Origin of the sequence: Streptosporangium brasiliense, assembly GCF_030811595.1 — a bacterium.
GTDB lineage: Bacteria > Actinomycetota > Actinomycetes > Streptosporangiales > Streptosporangiaceae > Streptosporangium > Streptosporangium brasiliense.
Map to the genome: position 1 here is coordinate 2,657,568 of NZ_JAUSRB010000002.1, position 20,325 is coordinate 2,677,892.

At 70.2% G+C, this 20,325-nt stretch carries 18 protein-coding genes and 1 tRNA gene; 13 read left to right on the forward strand and 6 right to left on the reverse strand.

The features are described 5' to 3' along the window. The first annotated feature begins 20 nt into the window (after positions 1-20). Complete coding sequence (locus J2S55_RS21020; RefSeq protein WP_306863650.1) at positions 21-1,826, forward strand: ABC-F family ATP-binding cassette domain-containing protein; 1,806 nt, start codon at positions 21-23, stop codon at positions 1,824-1,826. A gap of 48 nt (positions 1,827-1,874) precedes the next feature. Here J2S55_RS21020 and J2S55_RS21025 read toward each other — a convergent pair whose 3' ends face one another. Further along, a complete protein-coding gene (locus tag J2S55_RS21025) occupies positions 1,875-2,405 on the reverse strand; it encodes a MarR family winged helix-turn-helix transcriptional regulator (protein ID WP_306863653.1) in 531 nt (176 codons plus the stop codon). Positions 2,406-2,485: 80 nt separating this feature from the next. Here J2S55_RS21025 and J2S55_RS21030 point away from each other — a divergent pair, with 80 nt between their 5' ends. Continuing rightward, complete coding sequence (locus J2S55_RS21030) at positions 2,486-3,226, forward strand: trans-aconitate 2-methyltransferase (protein ID WP_306863655.1); 741 nt, start codon at positions 2,486-2,488, stop codon at positions 3,224-3,226. A 90-nt stretch (positions 3,227-3,316) separates the two neighbouring features. Beyond that, positions 3,317-4,795: a CYTH and CHAD domain-containing protein gene (locus tag J2S55_RS21035; RefSeq protein WP_306863658.1), complete on the forward strand. Its 1,479-nt coding sequence runs from the start codon at positions 3,317-3,319 to the stop codon at positions 4,793-4,795. Positions 4,796-4,869: 74 nt separating this feature from the next. Here J2S55_RS21035 and J2S55_RS21040 read toward each other — a convergent pair whose 3' ends face one another. From J2S55_RS21040 to J2S55_RS21055, 4 genes are all read right to left on the reverse strand, one after another. Beyond that, positions 4,870-5,748, reverse strand: coding sequence for an NUDIX hydrolase (locus tag J2S55_RS21040; RefSeq protein ID WP_306863660.1), 879 nt, complete (start codon positions 5,746-5,748; stop codon positions 4,870-4,872). Continuing rightward, complete coding sequence (locus J2S55_RS21045) at positions 5,741-7,804, reverse strand: RNA degradosome polyphosphate kinase (protein ID WP_306863663.1); 2,064 nt, start codon at positions 7,802-7,804, stop codon at positions 5,741-5,743. The genes J2S55_RS21040 and J2S55_RS21045 overlap by 8 nt, the downstream gene beginning before the upstream one ends. A 62-nt stretch (positions 7,805-7,866) precedes the next feature. Next, positions 7,867-8,865 carry a TetR/AcrR family transcriptional regulator gene (locus J2S55_RS21050; protein ID WP_306863666.1) on the reverse strand — a complete coding sequence of 333 codons (999 nt, stop codon included), beginning with the start codon at positions 8,863-8,865 and terminating at the stop codon, positions 7,867-7,869. Between the two features lie 178 nt (positions 8,866-9,043). Next, entirely contained in the window at positions 9,044-9,985 is a 942-nt protein-coding gene (locus tag J2S55_RS21055) for an acyl-CoA desaturase (protein ID WP_306863669.1), read from the reverse strand. Between the two features lie 540 nt (positions 9,986-10,525). On the opposite strand from J2S55_RS21055, the gene J2S55_RS21060 reads away from it, so the two are divergent. From J2S55_RS21060 to pth, 6 genes are all read left to right on the forward strand, one after another. Beyond that, positions 10,526-10,600: transfer RNA gene (locus tag J2S55_RS21060), tRNA-Gln, on the forward strand. Continuing rightward, positions 10,589-10,810: a hypothetical protein gene (locus J2S55_RS48335; RefSeq protein WP_370879688.1), complete on the forward strand. Its 222-nt coding sequence runs from the start codon at positions 10,589-10,591 to the stop codon at positions 10,808-10,810. The genes J2S55_RS21060 and J2S55_RS48335 overlap by 12 nt, the downstream gene beginning before the upstream one ends. Continuing rightward, on the forward strand, positions 10,764-12,215 hold the full coding sequence (glmU, locus tag J2S55_RS21065) for a bifunctional UDP-N-acetylglucosamine diphosphorylase/glucosamine-1-phosphate N-acetyltransferase GlmU (protein ID WP_306863670.1): 1,452 nt from the start codon (positions 10,764-10,766) through the stop codon (positions 12,213-12,215). Before J2S55_RS48335 ends, glmU begins: the two co-directional genes overlap by 47 nt. Further along, positions 12,212-13,189, forward strand: coding sequence for a ribose-phosphate diphosphokinase (locus J2S55_RS21070; RefSeq protein ID WP_306863673.1), 978 nt, complete (start codon positions 12,212-12,214; stop codon positions 13,187-13,189). Before glmU ends, J2S55_RS21070 begins: the two co-directional genes overlap by 4 nt. Positions 13,190-13,476: 287 nt before the next feature. Continuing rightward, a complete protein-coding gene (locus J2S55_RS21075) occupies positions 13,477-14,091 on the forward strand; it encodes a 50S ribosomal protein L25/general stress protein Ctc (protein WP_306863676.1) in 615 nt (204 codons plus the stop codon). Between the two features lie 63 nt (positions 14,092-14,154). After that, on the forward strand, positions 14,155-14,760 hold the full coding sequence (pth, locus tag J2S55_RS21080) for an aminoacyl-tRNA hydrolase (protein WP_306863679.1): 606 nt from the start codon (positions 14,155-14,157) through the stop codon (positions 14,758-14,760). 140 nt (positions 14,761-14,900) lie between these two features. Here the strand turns inward: pth and J2S55_RS21085 are convergent, their stop codons facing one another. After that, a complete protein-coding gene (locus tag J2S55_RS21085; RefSeq protein ID WP_306863682.1) occupies positions 14,901-15,446 on the reverse strand; it encodes a 3'-5' exonuclease family protein in 546 nt (181 codons plus the stop codon). A gap of 156 nt (positions 15,447-15,602) precedes the next feature. Here J2S55_RS21085 and J2S55_RS21090 point away from each other — a divergent pair, with 156 nt between their 5' ends. From J2S55_RS21090 to cysN, 4 genes are all read left to right on the forward strand, one after another. Then, the gene (locus tag J2S55_RS21090; RefSeq protein WP_306875514.1) at positions 15,603-16,988 is read left to right on the forward strand and encodes a sugar transferase; all 1,386 of its coding nucleotides are present in this window, start codon (positions 15,603-15,605) and stop codon (positions 16,986-16,988) included. Continuing rightward, positions 16,988-17,755 (forward strand): 3'(2'),5'-bisphosphate nucleotidase CysQ, encoded by a 768-nt coding sequence (locus J2S55_RS21095; RefSeq protein ID WP_306863685.1) that lies wholly within the window; start codon positions 16,988-16,990, stop codon positions 17,753-17,755. The genes J2S55_RS21090 and J2S55_RS21095 overlap by 1 nt, the downstream gene beginning before the upstream one ends. Positions 17,756-17,775: 20 nt before the next feature. Then, positions 17,776-18,690 (forward strand): sulfate adenylyltransferase subunit CysD, encoded by a 915-nt coding sequence (gene cysD / locus J2S55_RS21100; RefSeq protein ID WP_306863687.1) that lies wholly within the window; start codon positions 17,776-17,778, stop codon positions 18,688-18,690. 118 nt (positions 18,691-18,808) lie between these two features. Beyond that, entirely contained in the window at positions 18,809-20,071 is a 1,263-nt protein-coding gene (gene cysN, locus J2S55_RS21105) for a sulfate adenylyltransferase subunit CysN (RefSeq protein ID WP_306863690.1), read from the forward strand. Positions 20,072-20,325: the final 254 nt, after the last annotated feature.

Consider the following 20,325-nt stretch of genomic DNA (forward strand, 5'->3'; position numbering starts at 1 on the left):
GCCGATACCCTTGTAGGGCGATGAATCTGGTCAATCTTGAGTCGGTCTCCCACTCCTACGGTCCCAAGCCGCTGCTCAGCGACGTCTCCCTCGGCATCGAGGCGGGCGACCGCGTCGGGGTGGTCGGCCGCAACGGCGGCGGCAAGACCACGCTCATCTCGGTGATCGCCGGCGATCTCAAGCCCAACGGCGGGCGGGTCACCCACAGCCGGGGCCTGCACGTCGGCACCCTGTCCCAGGGCGACGACCTCGACCCGGCGCTGTCGGTGCAGGACATCGTCCTGGGGGGCAGGCCCGAGCACGAATGGGCCGGTGACGCGGGCATCCGCGAGATCCTGGCCAGCCTGCTCGGCGACATCGACCTCACCGCGCTCGCCGGCAGCCTGTCGGGCGGTGAGCGGCGCCGCACGGCCCTGGCCAAGCTGCTCATCGACGAGCACGATCTGATCATCCTGGACGAGCCCACCAACCACCTCGACATCGAGGCCATCGACTGGCTGGCCAGGCACCTGTCAGGCCGGAAGACCGCGCTGCTGGTCGTCACCCACGACCGGTGGTTCCTGGACGCGGTCTCCACCAGGACCTGGGAGGTCGTCGACGGCTCGGTCGAGCGCTACGAGGGCGGATACGCCGCCTACGTGCTCGCCAAGGCCGAGCGCGCCCGGATCGCCGCCGCCTCCGAGGCCCGCCGCCAGAACCTGATGCGCAAGGAGATCGCCTGGCTCCGCCGGGGCCCGCCCGCGCGCACCTCCAAGCCCAAGTTCCGCATCGAGGCGGCCCAGGCGCTGATCGCCGACGAGCCCCCGGCCCGGGAGAGCGTCGAGCTGGTCAAGTTCGCCGCCGCCCGGCTGGGCCGTACGGTCTACGACCTTGAGGACGTCACCCTGCACGCCGGCGGTCCGGGGCAGGGCCCGCTGGTCCTCGACCGCTCCACCTGGCAGTTCGGCCCGGGTGACCGGGTCGGCCTGATCGGCGTGAACGGCTCCGGCAAGTCCTCGGTGCTGCGTCTGCTGGCCGACACGGTCCAGCCTGACTCCGGCAGGGTCGTGCGGGGCCGTACGGTCCGCCTGGCGCACCTGTCGCAGGAGCTGGGCGAGCTCGACCCCACGCGCCGGGTGCTGGAGACCGTCGAGGAGGTCCGCAAGTTCATCCAGGTCGGCAAGAAGGAGTGGACCGCCTCCCAGCTCCTGGAGCGCCTCGGCTTCAAGGGCGACGCCCAGTGGAAGGTCGTCGGCGACCTGTCCGGCGGCGAGCGGCGCCGGCTCCAGCTGCTGCGCCTGCTGATGGACGACCCCAACGTGCTGCTGCTCGACGAGCCGACCAACGACCTCGACATCGAGACGCTCAACGAGCTGGAGGACCTGCTCGACGGCTGGCCCGGCACGCTGATCCTGGTCAGCCACGACCGTTACTTCCTGGAGCGGGTCTCCGACCGGATCGTCGCCCTGCTCGGCGACGGAAAGCTGTCGATGCTCCCCGGCGGCGTCGACGAATACCTGGCGCGCCGCGCCTCGGGCGCCGCGCTGTCGGCCCGGGCGGCCTCCGGCGCGGCGGCTCCGGCGACGGCTGCGGCCGCGGCCGCGTCGGCGCCCGCGTCCGGCCTGTCCGCCAAGGAGGAGCGCGAGCTCCGCAAGGACCTCTCCCGCCTGGAGCGCCAGCTCGACAGGCTGAGTGACCGTGAGGCCAAGCTGCACGCCTCCATGGCCGACGCCGCCGCCGACTACGGCCGCCTGGCCTCCCTCGACGCCGAGCTCAAGGACATCCTCGCGGAGAAGGACACGGTCGAGGGCGAATGGCTGGAGGTGGCCGACCGCCTCGGTGAATGAGGTCCGTCCGCCCCGATCGGTTTATCCCGTTCCACCGGGGAAGAGTGCTCAGTGCGCTCCGGTGTCGGTCGCGTCAAAAGGGACGAGTAGCGTGCGCAGCAGGCCCGCAAGGGCCTGCTGTTCATGTTTTCCGAGGCTGGCCAGCAGCTCGCGCTCGCGGCGGAGCAGGTCGGCGAAGGCGCTGTCCACCCGGCTCCGCCCGGCGTCGGTCAGGGAGACCAGGACCCCGCGCCGGTCCTCGGGATCGGGGCGCCTGCGGACCAGCCCGGCGGCGGCGAGGCGGTCGATCCGGTTGGTCATCGTCCCGGAGGTGACCAGGGTCGCGCGGAGCAGGGCCCCGGGGCTCAGTTCGTACGGCTCGCCGGCCCTGCGCAGGGCCGTGAGCACGTCGAACTCCCAGTTCTCCAGGTCGTGCTCGGCGAAGGAGGCCCGGCGGGCGCGGTCAAGGTGGCGGGCGAGCCGGGAGACCCGGCTGAGCACCTGGAGCGGCTCCACGTCCAGGTCGGGCCGTTCCTGGTGCCAGGCGGCGACCAGCCGGTCGACCTCGTCCGCGTCGTGGTCCGCATGGTGCAGGGTCATGCCACGATTCTATCTCTCTTGACATCGAGATATCCCGCTCGATATCAATTATCTTGATGTCAAGAGATATGTGGGATCCCGTGATCTACGGTCGCTACGCCGACGAGCGCGCGCGGCCCTTCTTCGACCTCGTCGCAAGGATATCGGCCGAGCGTCCGGGCTACATGGTGGACGCCGGCTGCGGCAGCGGCGAGCTCACCGCCGAGCTGGCCAGACGCTGGCCGGAGGCCGACGTCCATGGCTTCGACTCCTCTCCGGCGATGATCGGCGAGGCCCCGGCCGGCGGCCGGCTGACCTTCTCCGTCGGCGACGTCACGCGATGGCGGCCCGAGCGGCCGGTGGACGTGATCGTCTCCAACGCGGTCCTGCAGTGGGTGCCCGAGCACCGGGAGCTGCTGCCGCGCTGGGTCGGCGCGCTCGCCCCGGAGGGCTGGCTCGCCTTCCAGGTGCCGGGCAACTTCGACGCCCCCAGCCACGCCCTGGTCCGCGAGCTGTGCCGGACGCGATGGCGGGACCGGCTCGGTGACCTGGCCAGGGAGTCGCCGGTCGACGGCCCGGCCGGCTATCTCGACCTGCTCGCCGCGCGGGGCTGCCGGGTGGACGCCTGGGAGACCACCTACCTGCACGTGCTCCCCGGTGAGAACGCCGTGCTCAGGTGGATCGCCGGCACCGCGCTGCGCCCCATGCTCGACCGGCTGGACCCCGGCGAGGCGGACGCCTTCCTCGGCGACTGCGCCGCTCTGCTGGAGGAGGCGTACCCACGCCGGCCGTACGGGACGGTCTTCCCCTTCCGTCGTATCTTCGTGGTGGCCCAGAAATGATCGATTGCCCAGAGTTTCTAGACGGATAACCGGGCATCAATAAATACTGCTAGAACGCGGTAGATATCTGGGCAAATCAGGGGATGACCGGTGGCAATCGAGATCGAGGACAAATTCGACGTACCGGTGGACTATGAGATCCCCGAGCTGGCCGACATACCGGGAATCGCGGAAGCCGTCGGACCCAAGTCCCATCAGCTCGTCGCGCTCTACTTCGACACCCCCGACCTGAGGCTCGCCACCCGGGGCATCACCCTGCGGCGGCGCAGGGGCGGGACCGACCCCGGCTGGCACCTCAAACTGCCCCAGGCCAAGGGCGTCAAGCAGGAGATCACCCATCCCCTGACCCGGAGCATCAAGGCCGTCCCCCCGGAGCTGGCGGATCTCGTGCTCGCCTACACCCGGGGTGCCCCCCTCGCCCCGATCGCCGAGCTCGTCACCCGCCGCGGGGTGACCGCGCTGGTCAACGGCGCGGGCGTGCGGCTGGTGGAGATCGCCGACGACCGGGTCAAGGGCACGGTGTTCGGCGCCGAGCCCCACACCGAGCGCTGGCGCGAGGTCGAGGCGGAGCTGGTCGAGGGCGACGAGAAGCTGCTCCGCAAGACCGGCAAGCGGCTGGCCAGAGCCGGGGCCGTCCCCGCGGGCTCCGCCAGCAAGCTCTCCCGCCTGCTCAACGCCGTCACGCCCGTCCCCGAGCCGCCGCGCGCCGAGACCAGGTCGGGGTCGGCCGGCGAGGTCGTCATGGGCTACCTCTCCGCCCAGGCCGGCGCCCTGCTCGCCCAGGACCCCCGGGTACGGCGGGCCGAGGAGGACGCTGTGCACCAGATGCGCGTGGCCAGCCGCAGGCTCCGCAGCGCCCTGAAGTCGTTCAGGACGATCGTCGAAGGGAGCGAGCACCTCCAGGAGGAGCTCAAGTGGCTCGGCCGGATCCTCGGCGAGGCGCGTGACCTGGAGGTCATCCGGGCGCGGTTCGCCGGCAGGCTCGACGGCCTGGACGGCGCCATGGTCGTGGGTCCGGTGCGGGCGCGGCTCAGCTCCGACCTGCTGGACGCCGAGCACGAGGCCTACGACCGGATCAGGGAGACGCTCGGCGGGGAACGCTACTTCGCCCTGCTCGACGCCCTCGACGACGTGGTGGGCACCCCCGTGCTCGGCAAGGCCGCCCGCAGGCCCGCCGGGACCCTGGACGCCGTGGCCGCCAAGGGCTGGCGCCGGGTCACCCGGGCCTACGACAGGGCCCAGGCCGTCGAGGCCCCCGCCGAGCACGAGCACGCCATGCACGACGTGCGCAAGGCGGCCAAGCGGGCCCGCTACACCGCCGAGGCGCTCGGGATGCAGAAGCTCGCCAAGCAGGCGGAGTCCGTACAGGAGGTGCTGGGCGCGCACCTGGACGGCGTCGTCGCACAGGGCCGGCTGGCGGCCGAGGCCGAGACCGCCAGGCTGGCCGGGGAGGACACCTTCACCTACGGCGTGCTGACCGGCCTGGAACGGGCCGAGGCCGAGCGCGCCTTCGAGGAGTTCCCCCGCATCTGGGCCGAGACCACGCAGGCCGTCGACAAGCTCCTGTGACCCCGGCGGGGCCCGCCGCGGCGACCGGGAACGTCCGCCGCCCCGCTCGCCGCCCGGCGCCCCGGCCGGTACGGCTAGGTGAGGTAGCGGTCCATGCCGACGATCCGGCCGGCGGTGTGGTGCAGCACCATGAACGCGCCCTTGCGCAACTGCACGTCTCCCGGCCGGTCACTGACCCCGGCGATCAGTTCGGGCAGCACCTTGCCGTGGCTGCACAGCGCCGTGGGCCGGTCAGTGGCCAGGGCCTTGGAGACCAGGCGCAGGGCGGCGCGGGGCTCGTAGTGGGTCTCCGACAGCAGGCGCTCGCGGCGGATCTCCAGGCCGCTCCGCCCGGCGTACGGTTCCAGGGTCTGCACGCACCGTTTGCTGGGGGAGCTGATCAGCTCGGTGGGGTGGTAGCCGGACAGCACGTCCGCGAGCACCTCGGCCTGCATCCTGCCGGCCTCGTCGAGCGGCCGCTCGTCGTCGTCGCCCTCCCAGTCCTGGCGTGACCCGGCCAGGCCGTGCCGGACCAGGACGAGCGGCGTGGTCTCCAGCGGCACCGCGGTGAGCGCGCGGAGCAGCCCGGCGTCCCACTCGTAGGTCAGCCGCCGCCTGGCCTCCTTCACCGGCAGCCAGACCACCTCGTCGACCTCCTCCACCGCGGTGTGGCGGTCCCCGGAGACGGCCCGGGCCGCCCAGTAGTCGACGCGCTTGAGCCGCTTGCCCTTCAGGTAGTGGATGGGCGGCAGCGACCGGCCGAGCAGGGCGGTGATCCCCGTCTCCTCGGCCACCTCGCGCAGCGCCCCGGCGATGACGTGCTCGCCGGGCTTCAGCTTCCCCTTCGGGAACGTCCAGTCGTCGTACTTCGGCCGGTGGACGAGCGCGACCTCGGGTGCGGACTCCGGGCCCCGCCAGACCACCGCCCCGGCGGCGCGGATCATGTCTGTCGGATGGACGTCCAGCTCAGTCATCAATCGTCCTCCACCTCCGCGTGCCGATCAGATGGGTCTGCAGGTCCTCGCCGCCGCGCCGGGACCACGTCCCGTCCGAGTTGAGCCACCAGGTGGAGGTCTCCTCCGACATCGCCCGGTCGAGGAGGTCGCTGAGATAGACCCGCTGCTGCTGGCTGGTGACCTTGACCAGCGCCTCCACCCGGCGGTCCAGGTTGCGGCGCATCAGGTCCGCGCTGCCGATCCAGATCTCCGGCCTGCGCCCGCGTCCGAACTCGTAGATCCGTGAATGTTCGAGGAAGCGGCCCAGCACGCTCCTGACCCGGATGTTCTCCGACAGCCCCGGGACGCCCGGCCGCAGCGTGCACACCCCGCGCACCCACAGGTCGACCGGGACGCCGGCCTGGGAGGCGTGGTAGAGCGCGTCGATGATCGGCTCGTCCACCAGGGAGTTCGTCTTCATCCTGATGCCGGCCGGCCGTCCCGCCCGCTGGTGGGCGGTCTCCCGCTCGATCCTGGCCAGCAGCCCGCCGCGCATCGAGTGCGGGGCGACCAGCAGCCGCCGGTAGGCCGAGTGGTTGGAGTATCCGGTCAGATGGATGAACAGGTCGGTGACGTCCTCGCCGACGAGCGGGTCGGCGGTGAGCAGCCCCAGGTCCTCGTAGACCCGGGCGGTCTTGGGGTTGTAGTTGCCGGTGCCGATGTGGCAGTAGCTGCGCAGCTCGCCGGAGGGCTCCTGCCGTACGACGAGGGCCAGCTTGCAGTGGGTCTTCAGCCCCACCACCCCGTAGACCACGTGACAGCCGGCCCGCTCCAGCTTGCGCGCCCAGCTGATGTTGGCGTGCTCGTCGAACCGCGCCTTGATCTCCACCACCACGACGACCTGCTTGCCGCCCTCGGCCGCGTCGATCAGCGCGTCCACGATCGGCGAGTCACCGCTGGTCCGGTAGAGCGTCTGCTTGATGGCCAGCACGCTCGGGTCGGCCGCCGCCTGCTCGATGAAGCGCTGCACGCTCGTGGAGAAGGAGTCGTAGGGGTGGTGCAGCAGCACGTCCCGCTCGCGGAGCACCGCGAAGATGTCGTCCTCGACGTGGACGACCTCAGCGGGCACGAAGGGACGGAAGCCCAGCTCGCCCCGGTCCAGGTCGGCGATCGCGTGCAGCCCGGTCAGGTCCAGCGGGCCGGGCAGCCGGTAGATCTCGTGCTCGGCCACCCCCAGCTCGTCCACCAGCAGGTCGAGCACCTCGGGAGTGATGGTGTCCTCGACCTCCAGCCGGACCGGCGGGCCGAAGCGGCGTTTGAGCAGCTCCCGCTCCAGCGCCTGCATGAGGTTCTCGGTGACGTCCTCGTCCACGTCCAGGTCCTCGTTGCGGGTCACCCGGAAGACATGGTGCTCGACGACCTCCATGCCCTTGAAGAGCTGGCCGAGATGGGCGGCGATCACCTCTTCGAGCGGGACGAAGCGGTCCTTGGAGGCCGCCACGAACCGGGGGAGCTGGCTGGGCACCTTCACCCGGGCGAACACGGTGTGACCGGTCGCGGGGTTGCGTACCGTCACGGCCAGGTTGAGCGACAGGCCGGAGATGTAGGGGAAAGGGTGGGCGGGGTCGACGGCCAGCGGCGTCAGCACCGGCCGGATCCGCTCCCGGAACAGCTTGCGCATCTCGGTGCGCTCGTCCCGGCCGAGGTCCTCCCAGCGGGTGATCTCGATGCCCTCGGTGGCCAGCTGCGGGCAGAGCCGCTCGTGGAAACAGGCCGAGTGCCGCTGCGCGAGGTCGTCGGCTATGGCGGCGATCCTGGCCAGCTCCTCGCGGGGCTTCAGCCCGCTCTTGGTCCGCAGCAGCAGGCCGGTGGCCATCCGCCGTTTGAGGCCAGCCACCCGCACCCGGAAGAACTCGTCCAGGTTGCTGGCGAATATCGCCAGGAACCTGACCCTCTCCAACAGCGGCAGGGACGGATCCTCCGCCAGTTCGAGAACCCGCTGATTGAACTGCAACCAGCTCTCCTCGCGGTTGAGGAAGCGTTCTTGTGGAAGGGGCAGTCCTTCGGTGACGGGGTGCGCGGGTTCGGCGGACATATGACCAGAATGCCCGCTTTGGTTGAACAGAACGTTAATTTCGGCTCAACGGCCGCTGTTGCTTACTCGCTTGATTCAAGTTTGTCTTGTCCCTCGCCTGTGCGCTCGGCGAGTCTGGCCTGCCGGACGGCGTCCCGGTCGGCGGCCTTCGCCTCCCGGACCCGGATCTTCTCCTGCTCCTTGAGCTCGCGCTCGCGGACCTTCTCCTGCTCCCTGAGCAGCCGCTCCTGCTCCTTGAGCTCGCGTTCGCGGGCCTTCTCCAGGTCACGCTGCTCCCGCAGCCGCGCCTTCTCCTGATCCCGGGCCAGTTTCTCCGCCTCGCGCTGCTCGCGTTCGCGGATCTTCTCCTGCTCCTTGAGCTCGCGTTCGCGGGCCCTGCTCATCTCCCGCAGTTCCTTGTCGGTCGGCCGCGGCGGCAGCGGCGCCCGCCGCTGCTCCGGGCCACGGGAGGAGCCGGTCAGGCGGGGACGCGGATCGAGCCCGACGAGACCGTTCCAGGCCAGGTTGACCAGGTGCGCGGCGACCTCCTCGCGAGGGGGCTTGCGCACGTCCAGCCACCACTGCCCGGTCAGCGCCACCATGCCCACCAGCATCTGCGCGTACATCGGCGCCAGCTCCGGGGCGTAGCCCCGCCCCTTGAACTCGTCGGCCATCACGTCCTCGACCTGGCTGGCGATGTCGTTGATCAGGCTGGCGAACGTGCCCGTCCCGGAGGCGGCGTGCGAGTCGCGGACCAGGATCCGGAAGCCCTCGCTGTTCTCCTCCACGTAGGCCAGCAGCGCCAGGGCGGCCCGCTCCAGTTTGATCAGCGCGTGCGAGGCCGACAGCGCTTCCGTCACCAGGGCCAGCAGCTTCTGCATCTCCCGGTCGACGACGACCGCGTAGACGCCCTCCTTGCCGCCGAAATGCTCGTAGACCACCGGCTTCGAGACGTTCGCGGTCGCGGCGATCTCCTCGACCGACGTGCCGTCGAACCCCTTCTCCGCGAACAGGGTCCTGCTGATCTGGATCAGCTGCTCCCGGCGTTCCTTACCTGACATGCGTCGTCGGGGTTCGCTCACGGTTCTAATAATGGCGCTCCCCGGCTGTGAAGCGGGAACCGCGCCCCGGGCCGCCGGGGCGGTCCCGGTGGGAGCTCCGGGTGGCGCCGGCGTCGCACGGGCCGCCGGAGCGGCCTCCGTGGGAGCGTCGGGCTGCATGAGCAGTGTGCGGGCCGCCGGGGCGGCCCCGGTGGGACCGTCAGGCGGCAATGCGCTTCGCCGCCAGCCGCTCGGGGGTCGGCCAGCGGACGTCATAGGCCCAGCCGGCCTTCTCGAACCAGCGGATCACACCCGCGCTGAGGTCGATCTGGCCCTTGAGCGCGCCGTGCCGGGCGCAGGTCGGGTCGGAGTGGTGCAGGTTGTGCCAGGACTCGCCGAACGAGGGGATGGCCAGCCACCAGACGTTGCGCGACTTGTCACGCGACTCGAAGACCTCCTCGCCGAAGACGTGGCAGATGGAGTTGATCGACCAGGTCACGTGGTGCAGCAGCCCGATCCGGACCAGCGTGCCCCAGAAGAAGCCGGTCACCATGCCCCACCAGGACCAGGTCAGCAGGCCGCCGAGGAGGGCGGGGAGCACCAGCGAGGTGATCGCCATCACCGGGAAGAACTTGTGCAGCTTGACGATGTCGGGGTCCTTGACCAGGTCCGGGGCGTACTTCTCCCGGTTGGCGCGGTCGGTCTCGAACAGCCAGCCCATGTGCGCCCAGAGCAGTCCCTTGGACACGGCCCGGAAGCCGGTCCCGAACCGCCACGGCGAGTGCGGGTCGCCCTCCTTGTCGGAGAACTTGTGGTGCTTGCGGTGGGTGGCCACCCAGTCGAGCACCGACATCTCCAGGGAGAGGCTGCCCGCGATGCCCAGCGCGATCTTCAACGGCCGCTTGGCCTTGAACGAGCCGTGGGTGAAGTGGCGGTGCAGGCCGACGGTCACGCCCAGCCCGGTGATCACGTAGAGGACGCCGGCGATCACGACGTCGCTCCAGCCCATGCCCCAGCCCCACGCGAACGGGACGGCGGCGATCAGAGCGATCAGCGGCGCGGCCACGACCACCCCGAAGGTGATGATCTCGGGCCTGGTCTTCGGCTCGGGGTCGGCGTCTGGTTTGGGGCCCGGAGCAGGGCGATCTGCGATGACGGTCATGCGCTACCTCGCGGAGGCTCGGTGAGTAAGGGTGAGGTCATGCCTGGCTACGCCACCGTAACCTACGCCATCGTAAGTTAGGAATCCCTAAGCATCGAATGGAGGGAAGCTCACTCTCACCGGGAGATCCCGTAGTGGTTTCGTATCTTGTCTACCACCGGTTTGACCTGCTAAACGGCGCGCCCGGTGTCCGTGCGCGGACCCCTGCTCCCACCTGCCCCACAGGACTCTCGTCCACCTGCCCCGCAGGACTCTCGTCCACCTGCCCCGCAGGGCTCCCGTCCCGTACGGCGGCGCCCGCGTCCGCCCGTGCGGCGGTGCGTTCCCGTGCGGTGTCCGGCCGGAGCCGTCGCGTCCGGCGGGGGTGGGGCGCGCCATGGCCGTGGACATGGCCTGCCGGGGCCACGCGGCACGGGCGTTCTCTCCCCGTCTGATCGCCTCCGTGGTCGACAGACACCCAAATCGAGGCGCGTTCGATATCAAGGGCTCGGTATCGTAGGGGGGCCGGGCACTCGGGCCCCGTCCGAGCCGCCAGGCTGATCCGGCATTGGGTAATTGGCAGCCCGCAAGGTTTTGGTCCTTGTTGTCCAGGTTCGAGTCCTGGTGCCGGAGCCATCATCTCTGTCCGTTTTATTGTTCGGGCTGGTCGGCTGGGTGGGTTCCCGGTGGGGAAGGTATCCTCACGTTGTCGAGTGGGTGACCGGACGATGCCCTCGTGGTAGCCATCCGGCATCCCGCTTTGTCATGTCTCAGCCGCGACGCCGAGGGAGCCTCGTCCGTGAGTGTGCCGCGCCCGGCCGCCGTCATCGTCCTTGCCGCAGGTGAGGGCACCCGGATGAAGTCGAAAACACCCAAGATCTTGCATGAGCTGTGCGGCCGCACCCTGGTCGACCACATGCTCACCGCCGCTCGAGGTCTCGAACCCGAGCGGCTCATTGTTGTCATAGGCCATGAGAGGGAGCGCGTCCAGGCGCACCTGACGCGGACCAGCCCCGACGCCCAGGCCGTGGTGCAGGCCGAGCAGCGGGGGACCGGCCACGCCGTCAGGGTCGTGCTGGAGAAGGCCGGCAGCATCGACGGCACCGTCCTGGTGACCTACGGCGACACGCCGTTGCTGCGCACCGAGACCCTCGCCACGCTGCTGGAGCGGCACGAGCGCGACCGTAACGCCGTCACCGTGCTCACCGCCGAGGTCCCCAACCCGTACGGCTACGGCCGGATCATCCGTGACACCACGGGGGCCGTCCTGGAGATCGTCGAGGAGAAGGACGCCAGCCCCGAGCAGCGGGCGATCCGGGAGATGAACTCCGGCGTCTACGCCTTCGACGGGGCCCTGCTGGCCGACGCGGTCAAGCGGGTGTCGGACTCCAACGTCCAGGGTGAGGAATACCTCACCGACGTCCTGTCCATCCTGCGGGAGGACGGTCACCGGGTGGGCGCGCACATCGCGGCCGACTACGTCGAGGTGGAAGGCGTCAACGACCGGGTGCAGCTCGCCTTCGCCCGCAAGGTGCTCAACACCCGGCTGCTGGAGACCCACATGCGCGCGGGGGTCACGGTCATCGACCCGGCCACCACCTGGGTGGACGTCGACGTCACCCTGGAACAGGACGTGGTGCTCCACCCGGGCACCCAGCTGCACGGCCGTACGGCCGTCGCCGAGGGCGCCGAGATCGGCCCGGCCGCCACGCTGACCGACACGGTCGTCGGCGAGGGCGCGCTGGTCCGCAACGCCGTCTGCGTCGAGGCCGAGATCGGCCCCGAGGCGCTGGTGGGACCCTACGCCTACCTGCGGCCGGGCACCGTGCTCGCCCGCAAGGCCAAGGCCGGGACCTACGTCGAGATGAAGAACGTCCAGGTGGGCGAGGGGGCGAAGGTTCCCCACCTGAGTTATGTCGGCGACGCCACGATCGGGGCGGGCTCCAACATCGGGGCCGCCTGTGTCTTCGTCAACTACGACGGAGTCGAGAAACACCACACGACGGTGGGCGAACACGTCCGGATCGGCAGCGACAACATGCTCGTCGCGCCGATCACCGTCGGGGACGGCGCCTACACCGCGGCGGGCTCGGTGCTCATCAACGACGTCCCGCCCGGGGCGATGGCGGTGGCCCGAGGCCAGCAGCGCAACATTGAAGGATGGGTCGCGCGCAGGCGCGCGGGCACCAAATCGGCCGAGGCGGCGCTGCGGGCCGCCGAGGCCGGGAATCAGCAGGGGAGCAAGTCGTGAGTGGCATCAAGCAGACCGGTGAGAAGAACCTGATGTTCTTCTCCGGGCGCGCGCATCCGGATCTCGCGGAGGAGGTGGCCAGCCATCTCGGGGTGGAGATGACCCCCACCGCGCTGCGTGACTTCGCCAACGGCGAGATCTACGCCCGCTACCTGGAGTCGGTCCGGGGGTGTGACGCGTTCGTCATCCAGAGCCACACCGGCCCCATCAACAAGTGGATCATGGAGCAGCTGATCATGGTGGACGCGCTCAAGCGCGCCTCCGCCAAACGGATCACCGTGATCATGCCGTTCTTCGGCTACGCCCGCCAGGACAAGAAGGGCCGGGGCCGCGAGCCCATCACCGCCCGTCTGATGGCCGACATGTTCAAGACCGCGGGCGCCGACCGGCTGATGTCGATCGACCTGCACACCTCCCAGATCCAGGGCTTCTTCGACGGCCCGGTGGACCACCTGTTCGCCATGCCGGTGCTGGTCAACTACCTCAAGGACAAGCTCGACCTGGAGACGACCACGATCGTCTCGCCCGACACCGGTCGGGTGCGGCTGTCGGAGCGCTGGGCCGACACGCTGGGCACCCCGCTGGCCTTCATCCACAAGCGCCGCGACCTCGACGTCGCCAACCAGGTGAAGGTGAGCGAGGTCGTCGGCAAGGTGCGCGGCCGCACCTGTGTGCTGATCGACGACATGATCGACACCGCGGGCACGATCTGCAAGGCGGCCGACGCGCTGTACGAGCAGGGCGCCACCAACGTGCTCGTGGCCGCCACGCACGCGGTGTTCTCCGACCCGGCGGTGGACCGGCTGAAGAACTCCAAGATCTCCGAGGTGATCGTCACCAACACCCTGCCGCTCGCCGAGGACAAGCGGTTCGACAAGCTCACCGTGCTGTCGATCGCCCCGTTGATCGCCCGCGCGATCACCGAGGTCTTCAGTGACGGCTCGGTGACGAGCCTGTTCGAAGGCGACAGCTGACCGCGTCCCGACCCGCGAGGGTATGCCGGTGGCCGGACCGAGCGGCGACGCGCGGCGTCGCGGACAACACGAGGTAGGCCACCGGCCCTCAGCAGCCGGCCCGCGGCGCCCGGCCCGCGGCGCCCGGGCCGCGGCGCCCGCGACGCGCGGCGCCGCGGGCGCCAGGGCCGGAGCCCGGCGATATGCCGGTAGGCTGGTCAGGTTGAGTGCGTTCGTAACGCCTTCCGCTAGGGCGGGTGAGGGAGAACGCGCCTTTCCATCCGTCGAAGATCCCTAGGAGATCCGTCGTGTCCGAAGTAGTCATCAACGCCGAGTCGCGCACCGAGTTCGGCAAGGGCGCCGCCCGCAAGATCCGTCGCGAGCACAAGGTGCCCGTCGTCCTCTACGGACACGGCACGGACCCGCAGCACCTGTCCCTCCCGGGCCACGAGCTCCTGCTCGCCCTGCGCACGCCGAACGTGCTGATCCGCCTCCAGGGCGCGGTCACCGAGCTGGCGCTGCCCAAGGGCGTCCAGCGTGACCCGATCAAGGGCTTCCTCGAGCACGTCGACCTCCTCCTCGTCAAGCGCGGCGAGAAGGTCACCGTCGACATCCCCGTCACCGTGGTGGGCGAGGTGGCCGACGGCATCCTCGACCAGCAGCTCGTCTCCGTCTCGGTCGAGGCCGAGGCCACCCACATCCCGACGGGTGTCGAGGTCGACGTCGAGGGCCTGGAGGTCGGCGCCCAGATCACCGCCGGCGACCTGAAGCTCCCCCAGGGCGCCACCCTGGTCGCCGAGCCGGAGACGCTGGTCCTGCACGTCACCGCCGTCCCGACCGCCGAGCCGGAGGCCGAGGCCGAGGGTGAGGCCGCCGAGGCCGGCGAGGGCGCGGAGGGCGAGTCCGCCGAGGCCGCCGAGTAGTTTTCTCTGCTACACCTGTCAGGGCAGTCCGCGACCGGACTGCCCTGACGCGCATATGAAGGGATGCCGACCATGGACCGCTGGTTGGTGGTGGGCCTGGGGAATCCCGGGCCGGAGTATGCCGGGAACCGGCACAACGCGGGTTTCATGGTGCTCGACGAGCTCGCCGCGCGGGCCGGGGGGCGCTTCAAGGCGCACCGGTCGCGGGCCGAGGTGCTGGAGGGCCGCCTGGCGGGCGCCCCCGCGGTGCTGGCCAAGCCGCTGTCCTACATGAACCTGTCGGGCGGACCGGTCAAGGCCCTGGCCGACTTCTACAAGGTGGACCCGGCACGGGTGATCGCCGTCCACGACGAGCTGGACATCCCCTACGGCGCGCTCCGGGCCAAGCTGGGCGGCGGCGACAACGGCCACAACGGGCTGAAGTCGATCACCAAGTCCCTGGCGACCAAGGACTACCTGCGGGTCCGGTTCGGCATCGGCCGCCCGCCCGGCCGGATGGACGCCGCGGCCTACGTGCTGCGCGACTTCGCCACCGCCGAGCGCAAGGACCTGGCGTTCCTGGTGGACCGGGCCGCCGACGTGGTGGAGTCGCTGATCGGCTCAGGGCTCGAGGCGACCCAGAACACCTTCCACGCCGGTGATCTGAACGTCTCCGGCCCGCCCAGGTAGCCGGGGCGCGGCGCCGGCGTTCCCGTGCCGCGCCGGCCGTGCCGTGGCGGACCCGCCGGCGTGCCGTACGGGCCGCCCCGGTGTTCAGCGCTGTGCCGTACGGGCCGCTCCGACGTTCCGCGCCGTGCCGTACGGGCGGCTCAGGTGAGGGTCATCAGGTTCTGCAGCAGTTCGGCCTGCTCGACGGCGTCGTCGAGCGCGTTGTGGGTGTGCGGCCGGGAGGAGAGCAGGTGCTTGGGCATCTGCCGTTTGGTGGCCCATCCGACGGGCACGCCCGCCCTGGCGGCGTAGAACGTCTTGAGGTCGAGGCAGCGTGAGTGCCCGAACGGCGAGGCGCCGCCGAAGCGCATGAAGTACCAGTACATCCACATCCAGTCGTAGGAGAGTGGATAGGCCGCCATCACCGGCGTGCTGTTGCCGCACACCTCGCGGATCCACCCGGCGGCGCCCTTCATCGCCTCGGCCGGGTCGGCGCCCTCGCGGATCAGCGTCTCCCGGTCGAGCCCGCTGACGGCGAGCGCCTCGGGCACGTGGTCGTCGCTGATGGGCCTCAGCTCGGCGTAGAAGGTGTGGAGCTGCGGGTCGACGGGTTCGAAGACCTTTCCGGTCATCCGCCCGGCCACGGCCATGCCGAAACTGACCATCGAGTACGGCCCCGGGATCGGGCCATCAGCCTCAATGTCCACAGAGATATACGTTTCGGTCTTCAACCTCCTGGCCTTTCTTCCGCCCGCTAGCATTCGGTGACTGTCCGTTTGTCAATGGTTACGTAGGGGGAGCGCGTGCGCGACGTGACCGTCGTCCAGGCGGCGCCGAGATCCGTCCCGGTGTCCCGGCCGCGCATGCCGGGGTGGGTGCGCGGTTACCGGGCGCGGGCCGTCGCCGCAGACCTCTGCTCCGCCTCCCTCGCCGGTTTTCTCGCGCTGTTCGTCCGCTTCGGCGAGGTTACTCCCTACGTCATCCCCTACGTGATGTTGAGCGCCGCGCTCCCCGCCGCCTGGGTCTGCGCGGTCGCGCTGAACCGCGCCTACGAGCCCCGGCTGTTCGGCCTGGGGTCCGAGGAGTTCCAGCGGGTCTTCCAGTGCGGGTTCATGCTCACCGCGGCCCTCGCCATCGGCGCCTACGGGACCAAGACCGACGTGGCCCGCGGTTACGTGGTGCTCGCGATCCCGTTGACGACCTTCCTCACCCTCCTGGCCCGTTACGGCCTGCGCCGTCGCCTGCACCGCAGGCGGGCGCAGGGCGGCTGCATGCGGCGGGTCGTGACGGTGGGCCACCGGGCCGCGACCGCCGAGCTGATCCGCCGCTTCCGCCGGGAGCGCTATCACGGCATGGAGGTCGTGGGGGTCTGCATGCCGCGTGACGGCATGGGCGACGTGGAGGGGGTCCCCGTCCTGGGGGACCTGTCCGACGTCCCGCTCGTGGTCGGGCAGATCGCGGCCGACACCGTGGCCGTGCTGGCCTGTCCGGAGATGGACGGGGTGGCGCTGCGGCGGCTGGCCTGGCGGCTGGAGAAGACCGACACCGATCTGGTGGTGGCGCCGGCGCTCATGGAGGTGGCGGGGCCGCGGATCACGATCCGCCCGGCGGCGGGGCTACCGCTGCTGCACGTGGACCACCCCGAGATCGCCGGCCTGCGTCAGGTGGTCAAGAACCTCTTCGACCGGTTGGGGGCGGGGCTGCTGCTGGTGGCGCTGCTGCCGCTGCTGGCCGCCCTGGCGGTGGCCGTGCGGATGTCGAGTCCCGGCCCCGCGTTCTTCCGCCAGACACGGGTGGGCCGGGGCGGCACCGAGTTCACGATCTACAAGTTCCGGACGATGGGCGCCGACGCCGAGCGGCAGCGGATCGAGCTCACCGGGGACGGGCAGGGCGTGCTGTTCAAGATCCGGAAAGATCCGCGGGTGACCCCGCTGGGCGCCCGGCTGCGCCGTCACTCCCTGGACGAGCTGCCTCAGCTGATCAACGTGATGCTCGGTCACATGTCCCTGGTCGGGCCCCGGCCGCCGCTGCCGGACGAGGTCGCCCGCTACGGGGACGACGTCCGGCGCAGGCTCCTGGTCAAGCCGGGGATGACCGGCCTTTGGCAAGTGAGTGGACGATCTGACCTATCTTGGGAGGAATCGGTGCGGTTGGATTTGCGTTATGTGGAGAATTGGTCCCTCACGCTGGACCTGCAGATCCTGTGGAAGACTTGGTCGGCTGTCGCGCGAGGAGCTGGAGCATACTGATGACGATCCGCGACGATCACACTCTCGCCACGGACCTGGCGACCGAGGCCGGTGAGAGGTTGCTGGCCCTGAGGGAGAAAGAGGGGTTCGCCGACCCCACCGCGCTCCGCAAGGAGGGCGACGCCTCCGCGCACCTGTTCCTGATGGAGGCCCTCGCACGGTCGCGCCCGGGTGACAGTGTGCTGTCGGAGGAGGCGACCAGGGAGGAGCGTCTCGACCCCCGGCGGCTCAGGGCCGAGCGGGTCTGGATCGTCGACCCGCTCGACGGCACCCGCGAGTTCGCCGAGGAGGGCCGCGCCGACTGGGCGGTCCACGTGGCGCTCTGGGAGCGTGGGGAGCTGACCGCCGGGGCGGTGGCGCTCCCCGCCCAGGGCCGCACGCTGTCCACCCTCGAACCCCCCGTGCTGCCGGCGGCGCGGCCGCAGGCCAGGCCGCGGATCGCGGTCAGCCGGACCCGCCCGCCGGAGTTCGTCCAGAACCTGGCCACCCGGGCCGGCGCCGACCTGGTGCCGATCGGATCGGCGGGCGCGAAGATCTCCGCGGTGCTCACCGGAGAGGTCGAGGCCTACGTGCACGCCGGTGGTCAGTACGAATGGGATTCCGCCGCGCCGGTGGCGGTGGCCCTGGCCGCCGGGGCCCACGCCAGCCGTGTCGACGGCTCGCCGCTGACGTATAACCAAGGTGACCCGTCACTGCCGGATATCCTTGTTTCCCTACCGGGACTAGCGCCAACGCTGCTCGCTGGAATCCGGGATCTGCACCGATAAATCCCCGCTAGGAGAGTCTGATGCTCCAGTGCGACTACACCACGTCGCAGCTCGATGTCCTCGAGGCAGAGGCCATTCACATCATGCGCGAAGTGGCGGCCGAGTTCGAGCGTCCGTGTCTGCTCTTCTCCGGTGGTAAAGATTCCATCGTCATGCTCCGCATCGCGGAGAAGGCGTTCTGGCCCGCGCCGATCCCCTTCCCGCTGATGCACGTCGACACCGGGCACAACTTCCCCGAGGTCATCGAGTTCCGGGACCGCCGGGCCGCGGAGCTGGGGGCGCGCCTGGTCGTGGCCAGCGTGCAGGACTCCATCGACGCCGGCCGGGTGGCCGAGGAGACCGGCCGCCGGGCCTCCCGCAACCGGCTGCAGACCACCACCCTGCTCGACGCGATCGAGGACAACGAGTACGACGCGGTGTTCGGCGGCGCCCGCCGCGACGAGGAGAAGGCCCGCGCCAAGGAGCGGGTGTTCTCCTTCCGTGACGAGTTCGGCCAGTGGGACCCGAAGAGCCAGCGGCCGGAGCTGTGGAACCTCTACAACTCCAAGATCCGCAAGGGCGAGCACATCCGGGTGTTCCCGCTGTCCAACTGGACCGAGCTCGACATCTGGGACTACATCCGGCGCGAGGGCATCGAGATCCCGTCGATCTACTACGCGCACACGCGCAAGGTGTTCGAGCGAGACGGCATGCTGCTGGCCGACAGCGAGTTCATCACCCGCGACGAGGACGAGCCGCTCTTCGAGGCCGTGGTCCGCTACCGCACGGTCGGCGACGTGACCTGCACCGGCGCCGTCCAGTCCGCCGCCGCGACGGTCGAAGAGATCATCAACGAGATCGCCGCCACCAGGATCACCGAGCGCGGCGCCACCCGCGCCGACGACCGCGCCTCCGAGGCCTCCATGGAAGACCGCAAGAGGGAGGGCTACTTCTAGTGCGAGACCTCCTGCCGCGCCGCTCGGCCCGCACGGAAGGGCGGCCGCGTGAGATCCGAGGGCCACTTCCGACGCAGTCTTCCCGCGAAAGCCGTACGACCTCTGGAGAGCAGTTCTGATGGACATCCTTCGCTTTGCCACGGCGGGAAGCGTCGACGACGGAAAGTCGACCCTCATCGGGCGGCTGCTCTTCGACTCCAAGGCGATCTTCGAAGACCAGCTTGAGGCGGTCGAGCGCACCTCGCGCGACCGCGGCACCGAATACACCGACCTGTCGCTGCTCACCGACGGCCTGCGGGCCGAGCGGGAGCAGGGCATCACGATCGACGTGGCCTACCGCTACTTCGCCACTCCCAAGCGCAAGTTCATCATCGCCGACACCCCCGGGCACATCCAGTACACCCGCAACATGGTCACCGGCGCATCCACGGCCGACCTGGCGATCGTCCTGATCGACGCGCGCAAGGGCGTGCTGGAGCAGTCACGGCGGCACGCCTTCCTGACGACGCTGCTGCGGGTGCCGCACCTGGTGCTGGCCGTCAACAAGATGGACCTGGTCGACTACTCCCAGGAGCGGTTCGAGGAGATCCGCGAGGAGTTCACCTCGTTCGCCGCGAAGCTGAACGCGCCCGACCTGACGTTCATCCCGATCTCGGCGCTGCACGGCGACAACGTGGTCTCGCGTTCGGAGAACATGCCCTGGTACAACGGCTCCTCCCTGCTGCACCACCTGGAGCACGTGCACATCGCCTCCGACCGGAACCTGGTCGACGTGCGCTTCCCCGTCCAATACGTCATCCGGCCCCAGCGGGCCACCGACCCGGCCCTCCACGACTACCGGGGCTACGCGGGCCAGGTCGCCGGCGGCGTGCTGAAGCCGGGTGACGAGGTCATGCACCTGCCCTCGGGCCTGGTCACCCGGATCGCGTCGATCGACACCTTCGACGGGCCGGTGGAGGAGGCGTTCGCGCCGATGTCGGTGACCCTCCGGCTGGAGGACGACATCGACATCTCGCGCGGCGACATGATCTGCCGTCCGAACAACCAGCCGCACGTCGCCCAGGAGCTGGAGGCGATGATCTGCTGGATGACCGACGCCAGCAAGCTGGGCCCGCGCACCAAGCTGACCATCAAGCACACCACCCGCACGGCGCGGGCCCTGGTCCGCGATCTGCACTACCGGCTCGACGTCAACACCCTGCACCGCGACGAGTCGGCCCAGTCGCTCACCCTGAACGAGATCGGCCGGGTCTCGCTCCGCGTCACCCAGCCGCTGTTCGTCGACGACTACGCGCGAAACCGTCTTACCGGCGGCTTCATCCTCGTGGACGAGGCCACCAGCAACACCGTCGGCGCCGGGATGATCGTCGAAGCCAAGTAGGGCTCCCCGGCCACCCGCCGCGCACCCCACGCCGGCCCCCTCCACCGCCGTCACCACGGGCGGAGGAGGGGGCCGTCGCGCTGTCCGGAGAGGCGGGGAGGGAGCCGGAGACTCCGGACGGGACACAGCAGGGGGACGGTCTGCCCTGGGGGGTGGGGCGGGGCCGGTGGGCTGTGGACGGACGCGGTCTCGGCATGACGTCCCGCAGGTAGATCCTTTGTCTGTTCCCTAACCCATTGATTACTCTCCGCGCT

Excerpts from the sequence above, each read along its gene's own strand:
- pth (WP_306863679.1), top strand. The coding sequence starts at position 14,155 with ATGCCGACCATGGACCGCTGGTTGGTGGTGGGCCTGGGGAATCCCGGG.
- J2S55_RS21025 (WP_306863653.1), bottom strand. The coding sequence starts at position 2,405 with ATGACCCTGCACCATGCGGACCACGACGCGGACGAGGTCGACCGGCTG.
- cysD (WP_306863687.1), top strand. The coding sequence starts at position 17,776 with ATGCTCCAGTGCGACTACACCACGTCGCAGCTCGATGTCCTCGAGGCA.
- J2S55_RS21045 (WP_306863663.1), bottom strand. The coding sequence starts at position 7,804 with ATGTCCGCCGAACCCGCGCACCCCGTCACCGAAGGACTGCCCCTTCCA.
- J2S55_RS21040 (WP_306863660.1), bottom strand. The coding sequence starts at position 5,748 with ATGACTGAGCTGGACGTCCATCCGACAGACATGATCCGCGCCGCCGGG.
- J2S55_RS21095 (WP_306863685.1), top strand. The coding sequence starts at position 16,988 with ATGACGATCCGCGACGATCACACTCTCGCCACGGACCTGGCGACCGAG.
- cysN (WP_306863690.1), top strand. The coding sequence starts at position 18,809 with ATGGACATCCTTCGCTTTGCCACGGCGGGAAGCGTCGACGACGGAAAG.
- J2S55_RS21090 (WP_306875514.1), top strand. The coding sequence starts at position 15,603 with ATGCCGGGGTGGGTGCGCGGTTACCGGGCGCGGGCCGTCGCCGCAGAC.
- J2S55_RS21055 (WP_306863669.1), bottom strand. The coding sequence starts at position 9,985 with ATGACCGTCATCGCAGATCGCCCTGCTCCGGGCCCCAAACCAGACGCC.
- J2S55_RS21020 (WP_306863650.1), top strand. The coding sequence starts at position 21 with ATGAATCTGGTCAATCTTGAGTCGGTCTCCCACTCCTACGGTCCCAAG.